This window comes from Gilliamella sp. X-46, from assembly GCF_057063525.1.
In genome coordinates, this window is the sequence record NZ_JBXSQH010000012.1 from 34,957 (window position 1) to 56,137 (window position 21,181).

General features: G+C 36.5%; 19 protein-coding genes. 10 read left to right on the top strand and 9 right to left on the bottom strand.

What is annotated here, in order from left to right; all coding sequences use genetic code 11:
- Nucleotides 1-11: 11 nt before the first annotated feature.
- On the bottom strand, nt 12-1,505 hold the full coding sequence (putP, locus tag ACYIAJ_RS08300; RefSeq protein ID WP_483560560.1) for a sodium/proline symporter PutP: 1,494 nt from the start codon (nt 1,503-1,505) through the stop codon (nt 12-14).
- A 240-nt stretch (nt 1,506-1,745) separates the two neighbouring features.
- On the opposite strand from putP, the gene nth reads away from it, so the two are divergent.
- Both nth and smrB read left to right on the top strand, forming a co-directional pair.
- Complete coding sequence (nth, locus tag ACYIAJ_RS08305; RefSeq protein ID WP_065638617.1) at nt 1,746-2,384, top strand: endonuclease III; 639 nt, start codon at nt 1,746-1,748, stop codon at nt 2,382-2,384.
- A gap of 6 nt (nt 2,385-2,390) precedes the next feature.
- Complete coding sequence (gene smrB, locus ACYIAJ_RS08310; protein ID WP_483560545.1) at nt 2,391-2,933, top strand: endonuclease SmrB; 543 nt, start codon at nt 2,391-2,393, stop codon at nt 2,931-2,933.
- A 349-nt stretch (nt 2,934-3,282) separates the two neighbouring features.
- Here smrB and cgtA read toward each other — a convergent pair whose 3' ends face one another.
- The 4 genes from cgtA to rplU form a co-directional block, all read right to left on the bottom strand.
- Nucleotides 3,283-4,449 carry an Obg family GTPase CgtA gene (gene cgtA, locus ACYIAJ_RS08315; protein ID WP_483564639.1) on the bottom strand — a complete coding sequence of 389 codons (1,167 nt, stop codon included), beginning with the start codon at nt 4,447-4,449 and terminating at the stop codon, nt 3,283-3,285.
- The gene (locus tag ACYIAJ_RS08320; protein ID WP_483564640.1) at nt 4,449-5,414 is read right to left on the bottom strand and encodes a DMT family transporter; all 966 of its coding nucleotides are present in this window, start codon (nt 5,412-5,414) and stop codon (nt 4,449-4,451) included. The genes cgtA and ACYIAJ_RS08320 overlap by 1 nt, the downstream gene beginning before the upstream one ends.
- An 88-nt stretch (nt 5,415-5,502) precedes the next feature.
- On the bottom strand, nt 5,503-5,763 hold the full coding sequence (rpmA, locus tag ACYIAJ_RS08325; protein ID WP_034915250.1) for a 50S ribosomal protein L27: 261 nt from the start codon (nt 5,761-5,763) through the stop codon (nt 5,503-5,505).
- 15 nt (nt 5,764-5,778) lie between these two features.
- Nucleotides 5,779-6,087 (bottom strand): 50S ribosomal protein L21, encoded by a 309-nt coding sequence (gene rplU / locus ACYIAJ_RS08330; RefSeq protein ID WP_025314436.1) that lies wholly within the window; start codon nt 6,085-6,087, stop codon nt 5,779-5,781.
- A 231-nt stretch (nt 6,088-6,318) separates the two neighbouring features.
- Between rplU and narX the strand changes: the two genes are divergently transcribed.
- From narX to ACYIAJ_RS08345, 3 genes are all read left to right on the top strand, one after another.
- Entirely contained in the window at nt 6,319-8,136 is a 1,818-nt protein-coding gene (narX, locus tag ACYIAJ_RS08335; RefSeq protein ID WP_483564641.1) for a nitrate/nitrite two-component system sensor histidine kinase NarX, read from the top strand.
- The gene (gene narL, locus ACYIAJ_RS08340; RefSeq protein WP_483564642.1) at nt 8,124-8,777 is read left to right on the top strand and encodes a two-component system response regulator NarL; all 654 of its coding nucleotides are present in this window, start codon (nt 8,124-8,126) and stop codon (nt 8,775-8,777) included. Before narX ends, narL begins: the two co-directional genes overlap by 13 nt.
- A gap of 190 nt (nt 8,778-8,967) precedes the next feature.
- Nucleotides 8,968-9,990 carry a DUF4272 domain-containing protein gene (locus ACYIAJ_RS08345; RefSeq protein ID WP_483564643.1) on the top strand — a complete coding sequence of 341 codons (1,023 nt, stop codon included), beginning with the start codon at nt 8,968-8,970 and terminating at the stop codon, nt 9,988-9,990.
- 179 nt (nt 9,991-10,169) lie between these two features.
- Here the strand turns inward: ACYIAJ_RS08345 and cysG are convergent, their stop codons facing one another.
- From cysG to nirB, 4 genes are all read right to left on the bottom strand, one after another.
- Nucleotides 10,170-11,543: a siroheme synthase CysG gene (cysG, locus tag ACYIAJ_RS08350; RefSeq protein WP_483564644.1), complete on the bottom strand. Its 1,374-nt coding sequence runs from the start codon at nt 11,541-11,543 to the stop codon at nt 10,170-10,172.
- A gap of 232 nt (nt 11,544-11,775) precedes the next feature.
- Entirely contained in the window at nt 11,776-12,546 is a 771-nt protein-coding gene (nirC, locus tag ACYIAJ_RS08355) for a nitrite transporter NirC (RefSeq protein ID WP_174797939.1), read from the bottom strand.
- A 27-nt stretch (nt 12,547-12,573) separates the two neighbouring features.
- Complete coding sequence (gene nirD / locus ACYIAJ_RS08360) at nt 12,574-12,906, bottom strand: nitrite reductase small subunit NirD (RefSeq protein ID WP_174797938.1); 333 nt, start codon at nt 12,904-12,906, stop codon at nt 12,574-12,576.
- A gap of 1 nt (nt 12,907) precedes the next feature.
- On the bottom strand, nt 12,908-15,430 hold the full coding sequence (gene nirB, locus ACYIAJ_RS08365; protein WP_483564645.1) for a nitrite reductase large subunit NirB: 2,523 nt from the start codon (nt 15,428-15,430) through the stop codon (nt 12,908-12,910).
- A gap of 292 nt (nt 15,431-15,722) precedes the next feature.
- Here nirB and ACYIAJ_RS08370 point away from each other — a divergent pair, with 292 nt between their 5' ends.
- The 5 genes from ACYIAJ_RS08370 to ACYIAJ_RS08390 all read left to right on the top strand — a co-directional run bounded on the left by ACYIAJ_RS08370 (nt 15,723) and on the right by ACYIAJ_RS08390 (nt 21,156).
- The gene (locus ACYIAJ_RS08370) at nt 15,723-16,220 is read left to right on the top strand and encodes a MarR family winged helix-turn-helix transcriptional regulator (protein ID WP_483560553.1); all 498 of its coding nucleotides are present in this window, start codon (nt 15,723-15,725) and stop codon (nt 16,218-16,220) included.
- A 74-nt stretch (nt 16,221-16,294) separates the two neighbouring features.
- A complete protein-coding gene (locus ACYIAJ_RS08375) occupies nt 16,295-17,407 on the top strand; it encodes an HlyD family secretion protein (RefSeq protein WP_483564646.1) in 1,113 nt (370 codons plus the stop codon).
- On the top strand, nt 17,404-18,564 hold the full coding sequence (locus tag ACYIAJ_RS08380; protein WP_483564647.1) for an ABC transporter permease: 1,161 nt from the start codon (nt 17,404-17,406) through the stop codon (nt 18,562-18,564). Before ACYIAJ_RS08375 ends, ACYIAJ_RS08380 begins: the two co-directional genes overlap by 4 nt.
- Before the next feature lie 434 nt (nt 18,565-18,998).
- A complete protein-coding gene (agp, locus tag ACYIAJ_RS08385; RefSeq protein ID WP_483564648.1) occupies nt 18,999-20,258 on the top strand; it encodes a bifunctional glucose-1-phosphatase/inositol phosphatase in 1,260 nt (419 codons plus the stop codon).
- 370 nt (nt 20,259-20,628) lie between these two features.
- Nucleotides 20,629-21,156, top strand: a complete 528-nt coding sequence (locus tag ACYIAJ_RS08390; RefSeq protein WP_483564649.1) for a gluconokinase, GntK/IdnK-type — start codon at nt 20,629-20,631, stop codon at nt 21,154-21,156.
- Nucleotides 21,157-21,181 lie beyond the last annotated feature (25 nt).

The following is a 21,181-nucleotide window of genomic DNA, read 5'->3' on the forward strand; positions in this document are numbered from 1 at the left end:
TTTAATGAAATTTATACTGTTTTATTATGATAACGTTTATACGCTTGTTTAAAATGATCTTCTACTATTTCATTAGGTTTTTTATCGCATAAGCTAAACACGACAATCGCAATTGAAGCAAATAAAAAACCAGGAATAAGAGAGTATAGATTAAACCAATTAAAATTAATCCAAAGCAATACGGTTACTGCACCAATTATCATACCAGCTAATGCGCCATTACGTGTCATGCGTGACCAAAATACAGAAAAAACAATAATTGGACCAAATGCTGCACCAAATCCAGCCCAAGCATGGCTGACCAAATCAAGTACGCTGTTATTTGGATTAATGGCTAATAAAATCGCAATAACTGAAACTAATAACACCATTATACGCCCAACCCAAACAAGTTCTTTTTGCTTTGCTTTTGGTCTAAAAAAGGCGCGGTAGAAATCTTCCGTTATAGCGCTTGAACAGACTAATAGTTGGCAACTTAATGTGCTCATTACCGCTGCTAATATAGCTGCAAGCAATACACCTGCAATCCAAGGATTAAATAATAACTTTGAAAGCTCAATAAAAATGCGTTCATGTTTGCCATTATTAACCAAATAGACAAATTCTGGATGATTGGAAAAAAAAGCAATACCAAAAAAGCCAACCGTAATGGCTCCGGCTAAACATAAAACCATCCAAGTCATACTAATTCGACGTGCATTTTTCATAACTTCATGTGAATCAGCCGCCATAAATCTGGCTAAAATATGTGGTTGACCAAAATAACCAAGTCCCCAACCTAACAATGAAATAATAGCGATAAAATCCATGTGAGCAAATAAGTTGGTGTAATTAGGATTAAGCGATTCAATATATGTCATCGCATCAGAAAAACCTCCAGCATTCACCATAACCATAGTGGGTGTTAAAATAAGTGCAAACATCATTAAACTTGCTTGAATAGTATCAGTCCAACTTACAGCTAAAAAGCCGCCAATAAAAGTATAAGCAATTGTTGCACCAGCACCTGCTAACATCGCCCAACCATAACTCATACCAAATGTACTTTCGAATAATTTTGCGCCAGCAACCACACCGGACGCACAATAAATAGTAAAAAAGATAAGAATAATCACCGCAGAAATAATGCGAAGTAAAGAACTTTTATCATCAAATCGACGAGCAAAATAATCGGGTAATGTTAAAGAATTATGGTTGATTTCGGTAAAAACACGCAACCTTCCAGCAATCAGTAACCAATTGAGATACGCGCCAATTATCAAACCAATGGCAATCCAGCTTTGTGATATACCAAACAAAAAAACCGCACCAGGAAGCCCCATTAATAACCAACCACTCATGTCCGAAGCACCTGCTGAAAGTGCTGTGACAACACTACCAATACGGCGTCCACCTAGAATATAATCACCAAAGTTTTGCGTTGCACGAAACGCAAAAAAACCGATCGCAATCATCCCTAAAATGTACACAGCAAAGGTAACAATCATTGGTAACGACATTTTTATAACAAACCTTGTATTATGAAATTAAAATAGTGGGCTAGCTTATCACAAAAAGCCCATGCTAAAAAGCAGACGATTTATGTATTTGAGTGAATAAAAATTAGTTATTTTGTAAAATTACAATCTACATATATCGTTAATAGCCAAAACTAAAACGTCTATAACAACTAAATTTAACTTACAGATAAACTACAAATACAGTATATAATACCAAACAAACTATTTTGGGATATTAATTATTTTGTGAAACAATCAACTCGAATTCAAATTTTAGACAGGCTAAAAGATCATATTAAAGATCCAACTACTGAGCTTGTATACCAAACGCCATTTGAATTACTTATTGCTGTTGTTCTATCTGCTCAAGCAACAGATGTAAGTGTCAACAAAGCAACAAAACCACTGTTTGCTGTAGCCAATACAGCACAACAAATTTTAGCACTTGGCGTTGATCAATTAAAAAGTTATATTCGTACCATTGGGCTTTATAACAGTAAAGCTGAAAATATTATAAAAACATGTCAAATTTTAGTAGATAAATATCAAGGCGAAGTACCAGAAAATTTCGATTCACTTATTGAGTTACCAGGTGTGGGCAGAAAAACAGCTAATGTTGTACTAAACACCGCTTTTGGTTGGCCAACCATTGCCGTCGACACCCATATATTTAGAGTAAGTAACCGTACAGGTTTTGCACCAGGTAAAACTGTCGAGGCAGTTGAAGAAAAATTGCTGAAGGTCGTACCAAAAGAATATAAAATAAATTGCCACCATTGGCTAATATTACACGGCCGTTATACTTGCATTGCCAGGAAGCCTAGATGTGGTTCTTGTGTTATAGAAGATTTGTGTGAATTTAAAGAAAAAGTTTACCCAGAGTGAAAATTAATGCCAAATAAATTTAATTTAGACCAAGATGACATAAACTTGTTTAAAAGTAGTATTGGTAATACCAAAAAGCTAAAACAAGATACCGTTATTCATAAACCGATGAAACGCTCAAAAAAAATAATGGAAAAACAAAAACTACAACATGAAAAAACGCATGCTGAGTTTTATTTTTCCGATAATTATCAACCTCTATTGCAACAAGATCCTATCAGCTATAGTCGAGAAAATGCTGATCCCTATGAAGTGAAAAAATTACGCCGTGGATTTTATGAGCCAGAGTTTTTTTTAGATTTACATGGACTCACTCAGCAAGAGGCTAAAAAAGAGATTGCAGCCCTTATCGCCGCATGTTTGCGTGAAAGAGCACATTGCGCATGTATTATGTATGGGCATGGAAAGAATATCTTAAAAAAACAAACACCAATGTGGCTCGCACAACACCCTCACATCATTTGTTTTCACCAAGCCCCCAAAGAGTTTGGTGGCAGCGCAGCATTACTCATTTTATTTGACATCAACAATGAATTAGCAAATAGCTAGTACTTGAAAATTAAAATAGTTGTGAATAATCCAAAAATAAAAAAGCCAGCTTAGCGATGCTAGTCTGGCAAACATTGGAAGCAATGTGAGCAATGTCATACTTTTTCAGAAGCTGTTTAGGCTCTAACAAAGTACACAATAATGATAATTATTCTCATTAATAAAAGCAAGCATTTTTTAGGCTTTCTTAAATTAAATGAAAATAAATACCTTACTCACTTATTTCATAAAACTAGTTTTATATTCAACTCGATAAAAAATAACAAAAATAAGCAGAAGATTGCTTTTCTGCTTTTATAAAACAATTTTACACAATAGCTAAATTCAGATAAAAAGACCGTAATACTAATTATTTTTGATAAATAAACTCTACGCCCTCTTCATCACTTTCATCCCAATCATCAAAATCATCGTCATCCTCAAAAGCTTCTTCCATTGCTTGTTGATGATAATCATCCCACATAAATTCAACTGTTTCAGGTGATGATTCTTCTTGTTCGGCTTCACGTGGATGAGCATTGATATATTCCATTAAATCCCAGCATAACGCTTTTACGCCTTCTTGATTAATGGCAGAAATAACATAATATTTATCCTGCCAGTCAAGCGCCTTAGCAATTTCAGCCGCGCGTTTAGCGCTTTCCTCGGGCCCTAATACATCCATTTTATTAAATACTAACCAGCGCGGTTTATTCGCTAATTTTTCGCTGTATTGTTGAACTTCTTGAATAATTACTTTAGCATTTTCTATCGGATCTGATTCATCCACTGGTGCCATATCAATTAAATGAACTAAAACACGACAACGCTCAAGGTGTTTTAAAAAACGAATACCAAGTCCTGCTCCATCTGATGCCCCCTCTATCAAACCAGGGATATCAGCAACAACAAAACTTTGCTCATTATCCATTCGAACAACCCCCAAACTAGGCACTAAAGTCGTAAATGGATAATCGGCAACTTTCGGTTTAGCAGCCGAAACTGCACGAATAAATGTTGACTTACCGGCATTAGGCAAGCCTAACATGCCAACATCAGCAAGCAATAATAACTCTAATAATACATCACGTTTTTCACCTGGAGTACCATCGGTTTTTTGCCTTGGTGCACGATTCACTGAAGATTTAAAACGCGCATTACCTAAACCGTGAAATCCGCCTTTGGCAACTAACACTTTTTGTTGATGATGCGTTAAATCACCAATAATTTCACCAGTATATTTATCCGTGATGCGTGTTCCCACAGGTACTTTAACGGTAATATCTCGACCGCGTTTTCCTGTACAATCAGAACCTTGTCCATTTTGACCTCGTTCTGCGCGATAATTTTTTTCAAACTGGAAATCAACAAGTGTATTTAAATTCTCATCAGCAATAAAAAAGACATCACCACCATCACCACCATCGCCACCATCAGGGCCACCTTTGGGTATATACTTTTCTCTGCGAAAACCCACACAACCGTTGCCACCATCTCCTGCTTCAACTCGAATTGATGCTTCATCAACAAATTTCATTATTCTTCCCCTTTATTGCGGTTAATTAGCCAGCCTTTTCTTGGATGCCAAAGGTAATGCCCAATGGTCGCAAACATTGCGCCCGCAACAACAGACACTGCGCCAATATAACCTAAAATATTTAAATATTGCATAGCAAACTTTTCAGGCCAAATCAATGCGAACAAATCTGAAAAGATCAGTGCAAATAATGGTGTTAAGGTTGTTATTGCACTCACTTGTGCAGCTTGCCACCGCTCCATTGCCATCACTAACGCCCCGTAGGCAATAATGGTATTCAAACCACAAAATATGATAGCAAATAGTTGGGTTGCATCAGCATTTGCCATTTTACTTGGTGAGGTAAAAGGTAACAAAAATACAGTGCAAATAAGGTAGATTAACCAAAGTAATTGTTCTGCACGCAATTTTCGTAATAGCACTTTTTGAGCAAGTGCATAACAAGCCCACGATACCGAAGCCAATAAGCCAAACCAAACACCAATACCATACGCAGACATATTAGAAAAAAGGTCGACAATATTTTTATTAAAAAATAGTGCAAGCCCTGTAAGTAATACTAAAATACCAATAATCTGAGTCGGTCTTAGTCGCTCTTTAAAAATAAAAGCACTTGAAATCATAAATATCACAATGCCAGTTTGCGCAACTACCTGAGAGGTTGTGGCAGAAAGATACTGAACAGCACTTGCAAATAATGCAAAATTACCCAACAACCCAAACCCAGCAATCATCAATAAAATAAAGCGACGACGTTTTTTAAACATCATTAAATTAGGGAATTGCCTTTTATAAGCCAGCCAGATAGTAATACCAAGAGCAGAAATAGCCAATCGCGACCAAGCTAATGTCAATGGATCAACAACCACTAGCGCATATTTAATTGCAATTGGCACAATGCCCCACATCACTGCAGTTAACATGGCAAGTGCAAAACCTAATTTAACATTTTGCCGTTTTATCATATCGCCATCAATTTTATATAAATTTCAAGAAATGAAAAAAGCCCCACAATAACTGTGAGGCTTCTATAACTTTTGAACCGCTTTTAAATTAGCTATTAGCAACTACGCTAACATAACGACGGTTTTTAGGTCCTTTAACTTCAAACTTTACTTGTCCATCGATTAAGGCAAATAGAGTATGGTCACGACCACAACCTACATTAGTTCCTGGGTGGAATTGAGTTCCACGTTGACGAACTAAAATATTACCAGCAAGAACTTCTTGACTACCATAACGTTTAACACCTAAACGTTTACTTTGGGAATCACGACCATTACGTGATGAACCACCAGCCTTCTTATGTGCCATTGTTCAATACTCCTATTAAGCGATTGCAGTGATCTTCACATCAGTGAACCACTGACGGTGACCTTGTTGTTTACGATAGTGTTTACGACGACGGAATTTAACAATTTTCACTTTGTCACCACGACCGTGCTCAACAATTTCTGCTTTAATTGTTGCACCTTCAACAAACGGAGCACCAACTTTGATGTCTTCACCATTTGCTACCATTAAAACTTTATCGAAAACAACTTCTGCACCTGTTTCGACTTCAATTTTTTCCAAGCGAACGACTTGTCCTTCGCTAACTCGGTGTTGTTTACCACCACTTTGGAAAACTGCGTACATACTTAACTCCGCAATAAAAAGCAGACGATTACTTGATTAAACATATATGTCTGCACGATTAATCTTATAGGGCGTGAATTTTACGCAAAATTTATCCTCGTTGCAAGCGCTGTTTGCCAAAAGATCGCAAAAAGTTGCAAAAAAGATCAGAGGTATACTCTTTTCAGGCTACAATAATCATAAATTACTATTTATCTAAAATAAAATTATAAAATAATGTTGAGTGTTTATATGTCGAAAAGAAAAATTGGCTACAGCGCATCAATTATTAATCGTTTAACGCTATTAATGTTTTTTTTAGGCACTATTGCTTTAGTCGCCTTATCGTTCTCAATTCAGGTAGCCAATGATGCAAAAGGTGGGACATATATGGTTAATCAATTAGGTTTACTAAGAATGAAGAACTACCAACTGCTTACCATGATTCCCATTAATGAAAAAGACTATAGCCACTTGAACATTTTTATGGATATTTCTTCATCCAAGCAGCATCTCATGCTCTTAAAACGCTACGGCTTAATTAATGAATTTAATCAGTTAGAAACTGATTGGCAAACTCGACTTACAACTAAAATAAAGCAAGCACAAAAAATGGATGATATAAAAAATGACATTGAAAATTATGTTGTTCGTATTAATGATTTAGTGCATAAAATTGATCAAAATACCGAGAAAAAAATTCAACATATTTCCCAAATACAACAATTATTTATTGTTATCATTGCTCTATTTCTTATCGCTCAGATCTACTATTTACGTTACTGTCTTCTTGCTCCATGGAAAAAACTAATTGATATGGCCGAAGCTATTTCGAACCACAATTTTAAGGTACGTTTTGATATTAGAGCCCAAAAGAATGAATTTGATCTATTAGGACTGGCTTTCAATAAAATGTCAACTCAGATCGAGTCACAATATTTATTGCTAGAACAACAAGTTGCGGAAAAAACCGCTAAACTACAACAAACCAATAAGATCGTTTCCTTTCAATATCAAGCAACCAAGCAACTACATACTTCAGAACCATTATGTGAACGTTTTTTAAAAATATTACGCGAGCTGGAAGAATTAGTCCCATTAACTCAATTTCAAATTCGCTTTTATGAATCCGATGATCCTAAGCATTACCAACAAATCAGTTATGATAATGAGCAAAAATTATCCTATTGCCAAAATCCCACTTGCAGTGCATGTTTGATCTCATCAAAACCTGATCAAAAAAATGGTTTTCAACGTCATTGGTATCTTCAAGAGGATGACGAAAAATATGGGATATTATTCGCTTTACAGTCAGAAGAGATCATATTAACCGATGAGCAAGAAAACTTAATTATGGGACTAATTGAGCAAATGACCACTGCAATGAAGCTAGAAAGAAAAACAGAACAACAAAAGCAATATTTATTAATGAAAGAACGCTCAGCAATGGCCAGAGAGCTACATGACTCCATCGCTCAATCACTATCTTGTTTAAAAATACACCTTAGCTGCTTACAAATGCAGTCAGATTTAACATCTCAAAACAGTATTGATTTATTAGCAACTATGCGCAAAGAGATCAATATCAGCTATTCTCAGTTAAGAGAATTGATTACCTCTTTTCACTTACGCCTTAATCAAACAGGCTTTTATGCAAGCTTAATAGAATTAATTGAAGAATTTAATCAAAAATTACAATTCAATATTCAGTTTGAATACCACTTGCCACTTAATATTATCAATAGTAAATATACTTTTCATTTATTACAAGTAATTCGGGAAGGGCTTAATAATATATACAAACATGCTAAAGCTTCACATGTCACAGTGAGTTTAAAAATAGATGATAACCAAATCATCTCTATTTGCATAAAAGATGACGGCATTGGTTTACAAAACGATTTAAAAAAAGATAATCATTATGGTCTAATTATTATGCGTGATAGAGTCGAAATACTAAATGGTAATTTAGCAATAGATAGTAACCCCAACCAAGGAACACAAATTGTGGTAACATTCAAAGCGAACAAAACCATTCCATTGCAGATGAGAAAAAAATGGAACAAATAAACAGTTCAATACTTCTTATTGATGATCACCCAATGTTAAGAAATGGTGTAAAACAGTTAATTAATACAGTAAACCATTTTGAAGTTGTGGGTGAAACAGGCTCTGGTATAAAAGGCATAAAACTAGCAGAAGAGCTTGATCCTGATATTATTCTGCTCGATATCAATATGCAAGATATTAATGGACTAGAAATATTACGCTATTTACGAGAAAGAAACATCTCTAGCCGTATCATTATATTTACGGTATCAGATGCGAAAGAAGATATTATCACCGCACTAAAAACCGGTGCTGATGGCTATTTATTAAAAGATATGGAGCCAGAGGACTTTTTAACATCACTAAAAGATATTTCGGTCGGCAAGCTCATTATGGATAATGCTATTTCACATATCATCCTTAATTACATGCGTCATAATGTACAACCAACCACAAAGCAAATACATGATGTCAGCTTGTTAACACCAAGAGAGAATGAAATTTTTAATTTATTAGTTCAAGGATTATCAAACAAACTGATCGCCAAAGAACTTGGTATCGTAGAAAGCACAGTTAAAGTACATATCAAAAGTATATTCAAAAAACTTAATTTTAAATCCCGAATGGAAATGACAGTATGGTATTTACAAGGTAAGGAATAAAATTATTCATTGAAAAATAAAAATAGATAAATCTTCATACTTTGCCTTTAATAAGGTAATCACAACACACAAAAATGAAGCATGGCATTCAAAGCTAGAAAGATACGATGACTTATAATAGAATTGGACGAAAAGATATCCGCTATTTATAACCATAAAACACACAAAATCTGAAATAGGAATATTTGAAATGCCAATATTGATTAATGCTTATTCTACAGTCACTCATCCACCAGCCATTGATTTCCCTTGTGAACGTTTATATCATCGCGGATTAGATGATTCTGAGTTGATGAAACACCTTGATGGTTTTATCGGTTATGTCATGCAAGCGGGAGATGGGCAGATGAATTCACATCGTTATGCTTTGTATCGCCATATCCAACGAGTTAAACATCAATTTGCCTTTGAGATTGAAGAAGATAATTTCAGTGAGTTTACCACTTGGGGCTGGCAGGCAAATGCCATTATATTGATGCCGGATGGCACTATTCGTAATCCTGATGGAGAAGTATTGCAATATCCCGATGGTGATATTGATTTAGATGCAGTTATCCCTTACCCACCAGAAGCATTAAAGCGCAAAACAAAAACTGAGCAGTATTTAGCCAAATTGGGATTGCATACGCCGACACATTTACCACCGGTTATTGCCGAATCCGAAGTAATACTTAGAACACCTGAAGAAGTAGCTAAACGTGCTTTAGCGATAATGTTAACAGGCATTCAAGCCGAAAGCTTTCGAGAAAATGATCCGATTAATCCGATGGAATTTAAAGAGCGTTGCCCAACGGGGTTTGCAGCTTTATCAAATAATGAACGTGACTTTATTTATAGCGAGCAGCCAACGGAGCAAGATGTCATCGATATGTCTTGGAAATACGAAGCATTATTACCTTTACAATGGGCAATCAATTGGCAATCTGAGCTCCCTTTTGCTGATACGATCTGTAATGTTTCATCGCTAGTTGACGAAGGAATGCAACATAGTGGGCAAGACATTTCTACAGTGACCTTAAGACCTGTTAGTGAATTGTTAGATGCTTTAGATTTGCACTACCGCTTACATTGGATAACCACAGATTTTCGAATGAATGATAAGCACCCCCCCGCATCGATTATAAGTGATGTTATTCAAGAACGCCATTATGCATTAAATTGGTTAACTTGCTTTGAAAATGCGGATTGGGATGATGTCGATACCCCGACCTGATATTTTGTCTTATTATTTAGCAGGCATCATGCCCATATTAAATTGATAGATACTTTACTCATTGGCTAATGATTCATTTCATTAGCCATTTTTTAAAGTGAATAACTGAACCTTTTATAAGTGGCGAAAAAATACAATCGTAGAATTGTGCACAACTAAAACTGACCTGCCTATTCCAATTAATGTTCAGAAAACCAACTCAGTTTTTCACGTAATGCCACAACAGGTCCAATAATAATTAAACTTGGGCTACCAGCCCGCAAAGATAATTGCGCTAAATCACATAATAAGCCCGATACTACTTTTTGATTTGTCGTAGTGCCTTCTTCAACAATGGCTACCGGCGTATTTGCATTCATACCATGCTTAATTAATTGTTTTTCAATATTTTCAGCTTGTGACAATCCCATGTAAAACACTAACGTTTGTTTTTCAGCTGCTAGGCTTTGCCAATCAAGATGACTACCATCCTTTAAATGACCAGTGATTAAACGCACACTATGGGCATAATCTCGATGCGTTAATGGGATTCCGCTATAGGCAGAGCAACCCGAAGCGGCTGTAATTCCCGGGACGACAGAAAAAGGAATATCAGCATTAAATAATGTTTCAAGTTCTTCACCGCCACGACCAAAAATAAAGGGGTCTCCGCCTTTTAGGCGTACAACACGCTTACCTTTTTGCGCTTGTTGTAAAAGAATCTGGTTTATTTGCTCTTGCGGTACACAATGAAATCCTGCGCGTTTACCAACAAATACACGCTTAGCATCTCGACGAGCAAGATTCATAATGTCATCTGAGACCAATCGATCATAGACAATAATATCCGCTTGTTGGATCTGTTGTAATCCTTTTAGTGTCAATAATCCCGCATCACCAGGCCCAGCGCCAACTAAAACGACTTCACCACGAGCATCAAGTGATGTATCAAATAACTCATTCGTGAGTTTTTCAACATCATCAGAATCACTATTAGCAAGCGCTTGAGCTAATCTATCATGCGAAAACAGTCTTTCCCAAAAACGACGTCGCTCTGTCATTGTTTGGTAGGTTAGTTTAACTTTATCGCGTAAATAACCGGCATATTTAGCTAATTTACCTAAATGTTGGGGTAATATAGATTCTAGTTTTTCGCGCAATAATCTGGCCAAAACAGGGGCATGTCCTTCCGAAGAGACGGCAACCATAATAGGAGAACGATCAATAATCGAAGGCATAATAAAACTTGCCGCTTTAGGAGCATCTACAACATTACAAAAAATACATCGTTTTTCAGCCTCCATACTTACTTTTTGATTAGTCTCTTGGCAATCTGTCGCAGCAATGACTAACCACTTATTATCAAGTAATTCAGCATCAAATTCCCCTTGAGCTAGGGTAAGTTGCTTTTGCTCATGCCAACACATAAATTGTTCATTAAATGTTTGCGCATTTACCGTCAGGCGAGCACCTGCTTCAAGCAATAATCGCGCTTTACGTTCAGCGACTTCACCACCACCGACTAATAAGCAATCACGGTTTTCTAACTTACAAAATAGGGGAAAATAATCCATAGCACCTCAAAATAGAACACTCTCTGTTTAAAAATTTATCAACACCTAGCCTCTAATAATAGAATGTTATTGCTTATCCTATTTTTAATCGCACCGTTATTTTGTATCACTAATAGCAATGAAAACAAAATAGAAGACTAAACAATTTAGCGCTTTTTAAAAGAAGGGGAATTATTCACTATCATTCCCCCCCTAGGTTGATTATGGTAATAACATCTCGTTAATTAAATCGTTATGCTGGGCGCTCTGCTTTCGGCGTTGAATACCAGTATCCTAGCCCCATAAATAACGCACCAGAAACAAGATTTCCTAATGAGACCCATAACAAATTATAACCAATTCCTGTTAATGTGTAAGCATCACTATGATGACCAAACCACGAAAGTGCAAATAAGGTCATATTTGCAACCGAGTGTTCATAACCACAAGCGATAAATGCTAATAAACACCACCAGATAGCAATAAATTTTGCCGAGCCTTCAACTCGATTAGCCATCCAAATTGCTAAACAAACTAACCAGTTACATAACACGCCTCTAAAAAATAATGCGGACGCCGTAGCCGATGTTTTGGCTAAAGCTGCGGCGTGAACCAAGCTGGTATCTGTGGATAATAAAGGTGTTGCAGCATAACAATACAATGCAGCTACAAAAATTGATCCTAATAAATTACCTAACCATGTTTGCGGTAATACCAACCACATTTGGCCATGGGTAATTTTTTTGCATTTAACACCAAGCGTTAAAAACATGGTATGCCCAGTAAATAATTCCGATCCGGCTATAACAACCAACGTTAATGCAATACCAAACGTTGCTCCCATAACTAACGGTCTCATTGCAGGATCAACGAGATTTCCTAGAGTAAAAATTAAAATAATACCAAGCCCTACATAAGCCCCAGCCATAGCAGAACTTACCCAAAAACCAAATGGATTCGTTTTTGCCAAACGAACAATGCGCGCAGCATTGGCTGCACATTTATTAATCGTTTCAGTATACATAACAACTTTATCCTTTTAAAAATAGGTTTAGTGCGACTTTACTTGTACCATCCCATCATCATTGACGATGACTTCATAATGAGCGATCGAGTATTGTTCATCTTCAAAACAATAGCCATCTTTTAAACGAAAACGTTGTTTTTTCAGCGGGCTTGCCACCCATAACTGATTTTCATGCTCCGCAATAATGCCACGAGATAAAACACTTGCCTTAGCAAAAGGATCAATATTACTAATCGCATAAAGCTCAGCATTATTATAAGGACGGAAGATAGCAACATGATCATTACCGACAAGAGCACAAACGCCAGTGCCTGGCAAAATATCATCAAGTTTACAAATAGTTATCCATTGACTCATATTATTCCCCTAACATTACTTTACGTTCTTCGGCTGTAGCTGGTCGATGCTGATCGCGTTCAGGTACAATTTGGACATTCTCATCACGTTTGCTGCTGTTAATAAAGTGCGCAAATCGAATTTGGTTTGCATTATTTTCAACCGTTTCTTTCCATTCGCATACCATTAATTTACGTAAGCGCGCCATCTCACTTTCTAGCTCTGCATTAACACCTAACTTATCGTCTATAATGACACTGCGTAAATAATCAATACCACCTTCTAGATTTTCAAGCCAAACAGAAGTTCGTTGTAATTTATCTGCAGTACGAATATAGAACATCAAAAAACGGTCAATAAATTGAATTAGTGTGTTTTTATCGAGATCCGCAGCAAGTAAATCGGCGTGACGAGGCTTCATTCCCCCGTTACCACAGACATAAAGATTCCATCCCTTTTCAGTGGCAATCACCCCAATATCTTTACCTTGAGCTTCGGCACATTCACGCGTACAACCAGATACACCCAGTTTAAATTTATGTGGTGCACGAATACCTTTATAGCGGTTTTCAAGTTCTACCCCCAACCCCACACTATCGCCTACACCAAATCGACACCAAGTACTACCCACACAGGTTTTTGCCATTCTTAACGCTTTAGCATAAGCATAGCCACTCTCAAAACCCGCCTCAACAAGCTCCTTCCAAATAGCCGGCAGATCATCTTTTTGTGCGCCAAATAGACCAATACGCTGTGATCCGGTAATTTTAGAATAGAGTTGATATTTTTTAGCGATTTGACCAATGGCAATTAATCCTTCTGGTGTAATTTCGCCACCTGCACTACGGGGAATCACAGAATAAGTGCCATTTTTTTGAATATTACCTAAGAAAATATCATTACTATCTTGCAAAGGAATCAAATTATCTTTAAGAATATAATCATTCCAACATGAAGCTAATAACGATCCAACCGTGGGTTTACAAACCTCACAACCGTAGCCATTACCATGTTTTTTAATCACTTCATCAAATGACTTTAAGCCCTCAACACGAATTAAATGATATAACTCTTGGCGCGAGTATTTAAAATGTTCACATAAGGCATCACTGACCTCAATCCCTTGTTTAGCTAATTCCAAATTAAGAATTTGCGTAACAAGTGGGATACAGCCACCACATCCCGTTCCGGCTTTTGTTTCTGCCTTAATGGCTGCAACTGTATGACAACCTGCATTAATCGCATGGATAATTTTTTCTTTAGTCACATCAAAACAAGAACAAATTTGTGCTGAATCGGGAAGCGCATCAACACCCATAGTCGGCTTTGCGCCTGCATGTGCTGGTAGTATCAACGTATCTGGGTGTTCGGGGAGATCCATATCATTAAGCATTAATTGTAATAAATTACTATAATCCGACGTATCGCCGACCAATACCGCACCCAAGAGCTTTTTATTATCACTCGAAACAACCAATTTTTTATAAACTGGCGTTGTCTCATCTAAGTAAACATAGCTACGACTCCCCACTGTTTTCGCTTTAGCATCACCAATACTGCCAACATCAACACCCATCAGTTTTAGCTTGGCGCTCATATCGGCGCCTTCAAATTTATCGGCTTGACCCATTAAATGTGCTAAAGCAATCTGAGCCATTTTATAGCCGGGTGCAACCAAACCAAAAACCTTGCTTTGCCAACAAGCGCATTCACCAATAGCATAAATATTAGAATCTGATGTTTGGCAATAATCATTAATTACAATCCCACCACGAGGGCCGATTTCTAACTCGCATTGTTGAGCTAATTTATCGTTTGCTCTAATACCGGTTGAAAAAACAATAAAATCGATTTCAAGTGAAGAACCATCTGCAAATTGCATGATTTTACCTTCAGGCGTATGAATTATTTCTTGGGTATTTTTACTGGTGTGAACCCCGACCCCCATCTCCTCAATTTTACGACGTAATTGTTCTCCGCCTTGCACATCAAGCTGTTCAGCCATAAGCACTGGGGCAAACTCAACCACGTGCGTTTCCATACCTAAGTTCTTCAAAGCGCCAGCAGCTTCAAGCCCTAGCAACCCACCGCCCACAACAGCACCTTTTTTACAACGCTTCGCACATTCTCGAATAGCATCAAGATCTTCAATCGTACGGTAAACAAAACAATCCAAGCCCTCAGCACCTTTAATCGGCGGCACCCAAGGATAAGATCCAGTCGCAATAATCAATTTATCATAAGCAACAATTCGCCCTTGTTGAGAATGCACCTCCTTACGCTGACGATTGATTAAAATAACCCGTTCATTAAGTAAAACCTTAATATTATTCTCTTTGTATAATCCTTCGCGAACCAAAGAAAGCGCTTCGGCAGTATGCCCAGAAAAATAAGAAGAAAGATGCACCCGATCATAGGCAAGACGCGGCTCTTCACAAAAAATAGTAATATTGAATTGATTGGACTGCATTTTATCGATTAACTCTTCAACAAAACGATGCCCAACCATCCCATTACCAATAATAACGAGATTGGTTTTACTCATACAAAAAACTCCAATTTTATTTTAATTTAATGATTTAATTTTATTTTGATAACATTGTATGAAACTTGGTACAGAATATAACTACCCTCAAGGATTACCACTTTAGTAGTAAGAGTGATTGTTGAAGTCATAATTTGAAGTTAAGGCTTGTTTAAAAATAGATAAAAATCAAAAATGCCTATCAAAATACCCGACTTAATTACCCAGCAAATCGACAAAAAACCGTTAAAAAAGTTGCCAACAATAATTAAACGATTATAATTAGCCGACTAAATAAATTGAGTAATGATAATTGAATTACAATTCAAGAAAGCTTCCTTCACGTGAAACCTTAGCACGTGCACAAAGATTTAATAATGATATTGTTGAAGTTTCTGGTGTTGATCTGGTTTTAAGTTTAATCACAACCGCCGATCTCATTCGCGCGAATATCTATGCACAATTAGATAAAGATTACGGCGTTTCTGAGGGGAAATTTGCCTTATTGATGTCACTGTTTTCAGAAGGTGAAACCTGTGCCAGCGATCTTGCTTTGCGCATTGGCGTAACACCGGCGACGGTATCTGTCATGGTTAAGCGAATGCTGGCATCTCCAGAGCCTTTAATCTCGATGACAAAAAGTGGTGAAGATGGACGTTCTCGCCTAATCACTTTAACAGATGCAGGTGAAAGGCTGATTCAAGAGGCATTACCCAACCACCTTAAATCGATTCGCGCTTTTGCGCAGGTGCTAAACTCGCAAGAGCAAGAGTCTTTAATCGCAATGTTGCGCAAATTATTACGAAAATAACGGACTTTAATCATTAAAGTCATTCTTTTTACTTAAATAGTTAGCTGACTAAATAAATGGAAAATAAGCTATATATGAAAAAAAATGTCAAAATTCCTGTTATCTTTTTACTTCTGCTAATGTTTGGCTCATTTTTAATTTTTGTAGGTTCAAGAAATGATGCGGTATCTGTTGCCAAAAGCATTAAATCTGGCGTATTAACGGCTGACGAAATTAATATTGCCTTTCAAAATGTCGGCGGAAAAGTCACCCAACGATTTGTGCAAGAGTCACAAATGGTAAAAAAAGGTGATCGGTTAATGCAATTAGAAGATATCGATACCAAGCTGGCTATCGATCGCTTACAAGCTTTAGTTGATAGCCAAAAAGCAGCAGTCAATCAAGAACAAGCAACCATTGAAATTACGGAAAACGAGACTAACCTTTCAGAATTAACAACTTGGCGCAAAATTGAAGAAGTACAAGCCAATTTAGAAGCAGCAAAATCTGCTCAAAATTTAGCGAAGACGGAATTTGATCGCCAAACCCAATTACGAAAAACAGGTGGCAACTCACAGTCACAACTTGATAATGCACGTAATGCATTTATTAATGCCAAAATGCAAGTTGTGCAAATTGAAAGTCAATTATCGACTTTAATGATTGGTGCAACACCAGAACAAATAAGCCAATTTGAACAAACACAAAATGCAACCGGCATGACATTAAAGTCCATCTTAATTGCTCGGCAAAAACTCCAAAATCGCCAAAATCAATTAGCACAGCTTAAAGCACAACTTGCGCAAGGTGAAGCTGAATTAAAACAGTTACAACTCAATTATGAACGACTAACGTTAAGAGCACCTGAAGATGGAAAAATATTAAAACTGATGTTTGAAGATGGCGAAATAGTACCAAACGGCGCCCCCGCAGTATTGTTAGAGACAAACCGTAAATATATCGACATTTATGTGAATGAAAAAATGATAAATGATTATCAACCTGACACAACTGTCACCGCTAATGTGATTGCGCTGAATAAAGAAGTAAAAGGTAAAGTCCGCTTTGCCACCGCTGCGCCATCATTTGCCGATTTACGTATGACACGAGAACGCGGCCAAGCCGATCTAACCTCTTATCAAGTTAGAATTTATATAGAATCGATTCCAAAATTATTAACCGGAATGACACTTGAGGTGGATCAATGATGCAAAACATCATTAAATCTATGCTCGAAGAACTTGACGCCATGTTGTCAGGTCACTTTATCCCTTATTATAAAGTTTCACTTGGCTTAGCGGCAATTATTTCACTGGTATTTTCAATCGTATTAAGTCACGGAGCCGTATTTGAAGGTAAAATTGCGGTGATTGATCTTGACGGATCAAATTATTCGACCGAATTAATTAGTAAAGTCAATACGTCACCTTATATTGAAGTAACGGAAGTGATAAGATCGCCAGTAAACCCGATAACGTTAGTTTCACACGACCGTAATTTAGGTGTTTTATATATTCCTAAAGGCTTAGAAAAAAGCCTAAAAAAAGGCGATCAAACCGTCCGCCTAGGTTATTTTGCTGATGACACCAATGATGCACAAAATGCCAAAGTACTACAAAGCCTTAACGAATATATTCCTGAATTAGGTGCCGAACTGAGTGTTGGTAAAATTGCTGCATTAGGGCTTGGTAAAGAAGGCATTGAAGCAACCTTATCACCCATGCAACTAAAAACACGTTACCTGTTTAATCCGGCAAGTTCATCGACAATTTCGACAATTATTTATTTTGTTTACTTTTTCTCATCATTAACTTACGGGTTAACTTCATTGATGATTATTGGCCGATTAAAAGTTACTGGTATGTGGCAAATGGCCATAGAAAGAGGCTTCTTATCTTTATTAGCAAGAACGATTCCTTATGCGCTATTTTACACAACCGCATTAACCCTGATTACCGCTATACTAGTAATATTTGGGCAACTACGTTTTGAAGGTAACTATTTTGCTTTTGTGCCGAGTGTATTTATGACAGGACTTGCCTTTGGTTGGTTAGCCTTTTTACTTTCTTGGACAACAAATAATCCGGGCGAAGGCGCGAGCAGAATGATCTTTTTAGTTCCGCCTGGGTTTATTATGGGAGGATCAACAATGGCAGTGGGTATTATGCCAATTTGGACATACTACATTAGCCACGCATTTCCATTAGTTTGGCTATTTCGATTTTTCCGTGATTTTGCCATGCGAGGGCGTTCACTAATTGATATGTTAGCAACTTATGGGGCTTACATCATCTATTTAACGGTTATTGCTTTTGTGGTGATGATGTTTGTTGAACGAGTAAAAAAGACAGCTAATGCATCATAATTTATTGGCAGTTTTAGTTTCGAGCGTTTTAAGCATTATTAAAAAACAATGCAATACCTTCGCTCGAAACAAAATAATCGATACAATTATCTATATTAAAAAAGCCTAATTCACTCACCATACTTAATTCAGCATAAACCCCATTATGTTTCTAGTTTAAATGACTGTAAATTTCAACTATCTTGCTCATAAAGGGTAAAATTTGTGAGCACCATCACTTATAGCATAAAATTTCATTTCTTTTCTTCTTATCAAGGATTATCTTTTTACAAAAAATAAAGAAACCCGTTCTTGCATAATCCAATTAAAACTCGAATACCGAGAACCAGTTTTTATTCTTATAAAACATTGTGCTGACAACAATTATCATAAAAAAGAAAAAATTAAGCATTTCATCAATAAAATCATCATCTATATAATTCAGAGGAAAACATATGAAAAAAACAGTATTAAAAGGGATATTCGGTTTAGCATGTATTGTATCATTTTCAACATATGCAACAGATAATCATGAAGATTACACCCTAGAGCAAGTCGTGGTTTTTAGTCGCCATGGTTTACGTGCTCCGTTAGCTAGTCCAACAAGTACTCTAGGAAAAATCACACCCAATCAATGGCCACAGTGGGATACGCCAGCCAGTTATTTAACGACACGAGGAGGAGCGTTAGAAAGCTATTTTGGCCACTATTTTAGTCAGTGGTTAGCCGATAATAAATTATTAACCGCCGATAACTGTCCAAACGAAAAAGATGTTTATATTTATACAAATAGTCTTCAACGAACGATTGCAACAGGGCAATTTTTTATTGTTGGTGCCTACCCCGGATGTATTTTACCGATCATTCATAAAGAAAAACTTGGTCAGATGGATCCCTTATTTTCCCCTGTAATTAGAGATGATAGTGTTGAATTTAAGCAAACTGCTATTGCTTCAATTAACCAAAATGCGGATGTAAATGGTATTACAGGTTTAAATAAAAAACTTAACAACGCATATCAAAATATGGCTAAGATAATTGATTATCGAAAATCAACTAATTGCATCACTGACAAACAGTGTGACTTTATTGATTTACCAACAGAGTTAATAATAGAAAAAGGAAAAGAACCAGGTATTACTGGGCCACTGCGTACCGGCACATCCATTGCCGATGCCTTCATTTTACAATATTATGAAGGGACACCTTTAAAAAAAGTTGCTTGGGGTAAAATAAAAGATGAGCAACAGTTTAAACAACTTGTTGCTATTAAAGAGAATTATAATACCGTACTATTTGGCTCACCTACCGTGGCAAAACATGTTTCTGCAAATTTAGTTAATTATATTAATCACGCTTTTACTGACAATGGAGAGACAGCTAAATTCACTCTTTTAGTGGGGCACGATTCCAATATTGCTTCGTTATTTTCCGCTATGCAAATTCAATCCTATAACTTACCTAATCAATTTGAAACCACACCGATAGGAGGTAAAGTCGTATTTCAAAAATGGCGCGACAATCGTAGTGGTGAGAATTTAATGAAAATAGAATACTTTTACCAATCCACTGAACAAATTCGCAATTTATCACCATTAAATCGTAATAATCCACCACAAAAAGTTACGCTAACCATGACAAACTGCCCAACTAATGCGAAGGGGTTTTGTTCTTTTTCAACATTTAAACAAATTATGGGAGATATCACTAAATAAAGAATAAAACCGTTCATAGTAAGCCATACTTGATTGTGATTTCAATGCTTACTATGAATCTAGGCAGTACAAATTATTTCTTATTACTTAAATCAAACAAAATTGCCTTTGTAAAATTAGGAGATTAAATAAAGGAATCGATTGCTTAACCATTTTTTTAGGAATACTCGATGAGCCATATAAAACTAAAGAAACATCAGCCTCAAATGGATAATACGAGGCATCAATCATAATTGATAAAACACTATCTATTTAAGAATTAAAAATAAAATCTGATCCAGATCACAAAAAAAACTTTTTTCAATTGCAAAAAAAGATTAACGTGCAAAAATGTTACCCGTAACAGCCAAAAGTATACGAAGGAACTGCAATGACGAAAAAAAACAAACAAGTTTTTGTATTAATGGGTGTATCGGGTTGTGGTAAATCAGCGGTAGCCAAACAAGTGGCTTATAACTTAGATGCCGCGTTTTTAGATGGCGATTTTTTACATCCTAAAGCCAATATTTTAAAAATGCGCAGTGGCACACCTTTAAATGATGAAGATCGAATGCCTTGGCTTAACTTAATCAGCAATGCCGCATTTGCCATGAGCAATGTTAACGATGTTTCGATTATTCTCTGCTCGGCGTTAAAGCGAAAATATCGGGATATTATCCGTGGTGAAAATGAAAACGTACATTTTATTTATTTAAAAGGCAGTTTCGATGTCATCGCTGAACGCCTAGCGAAACGCACAGGCCACTACCAAAAAACAGGCATGCTTCAATCGCAATTTGATACACTTGAAGAGCCAACAGCCGATGAGAAAGATGTCTACAACATCAACATTGAACAACCATTAAAAGACGTTGTGCATGATACTGAGCAAGTAATACGCGCAACATGCCATTGCTAAAAAAAAACAAATAAAATAAAACTTA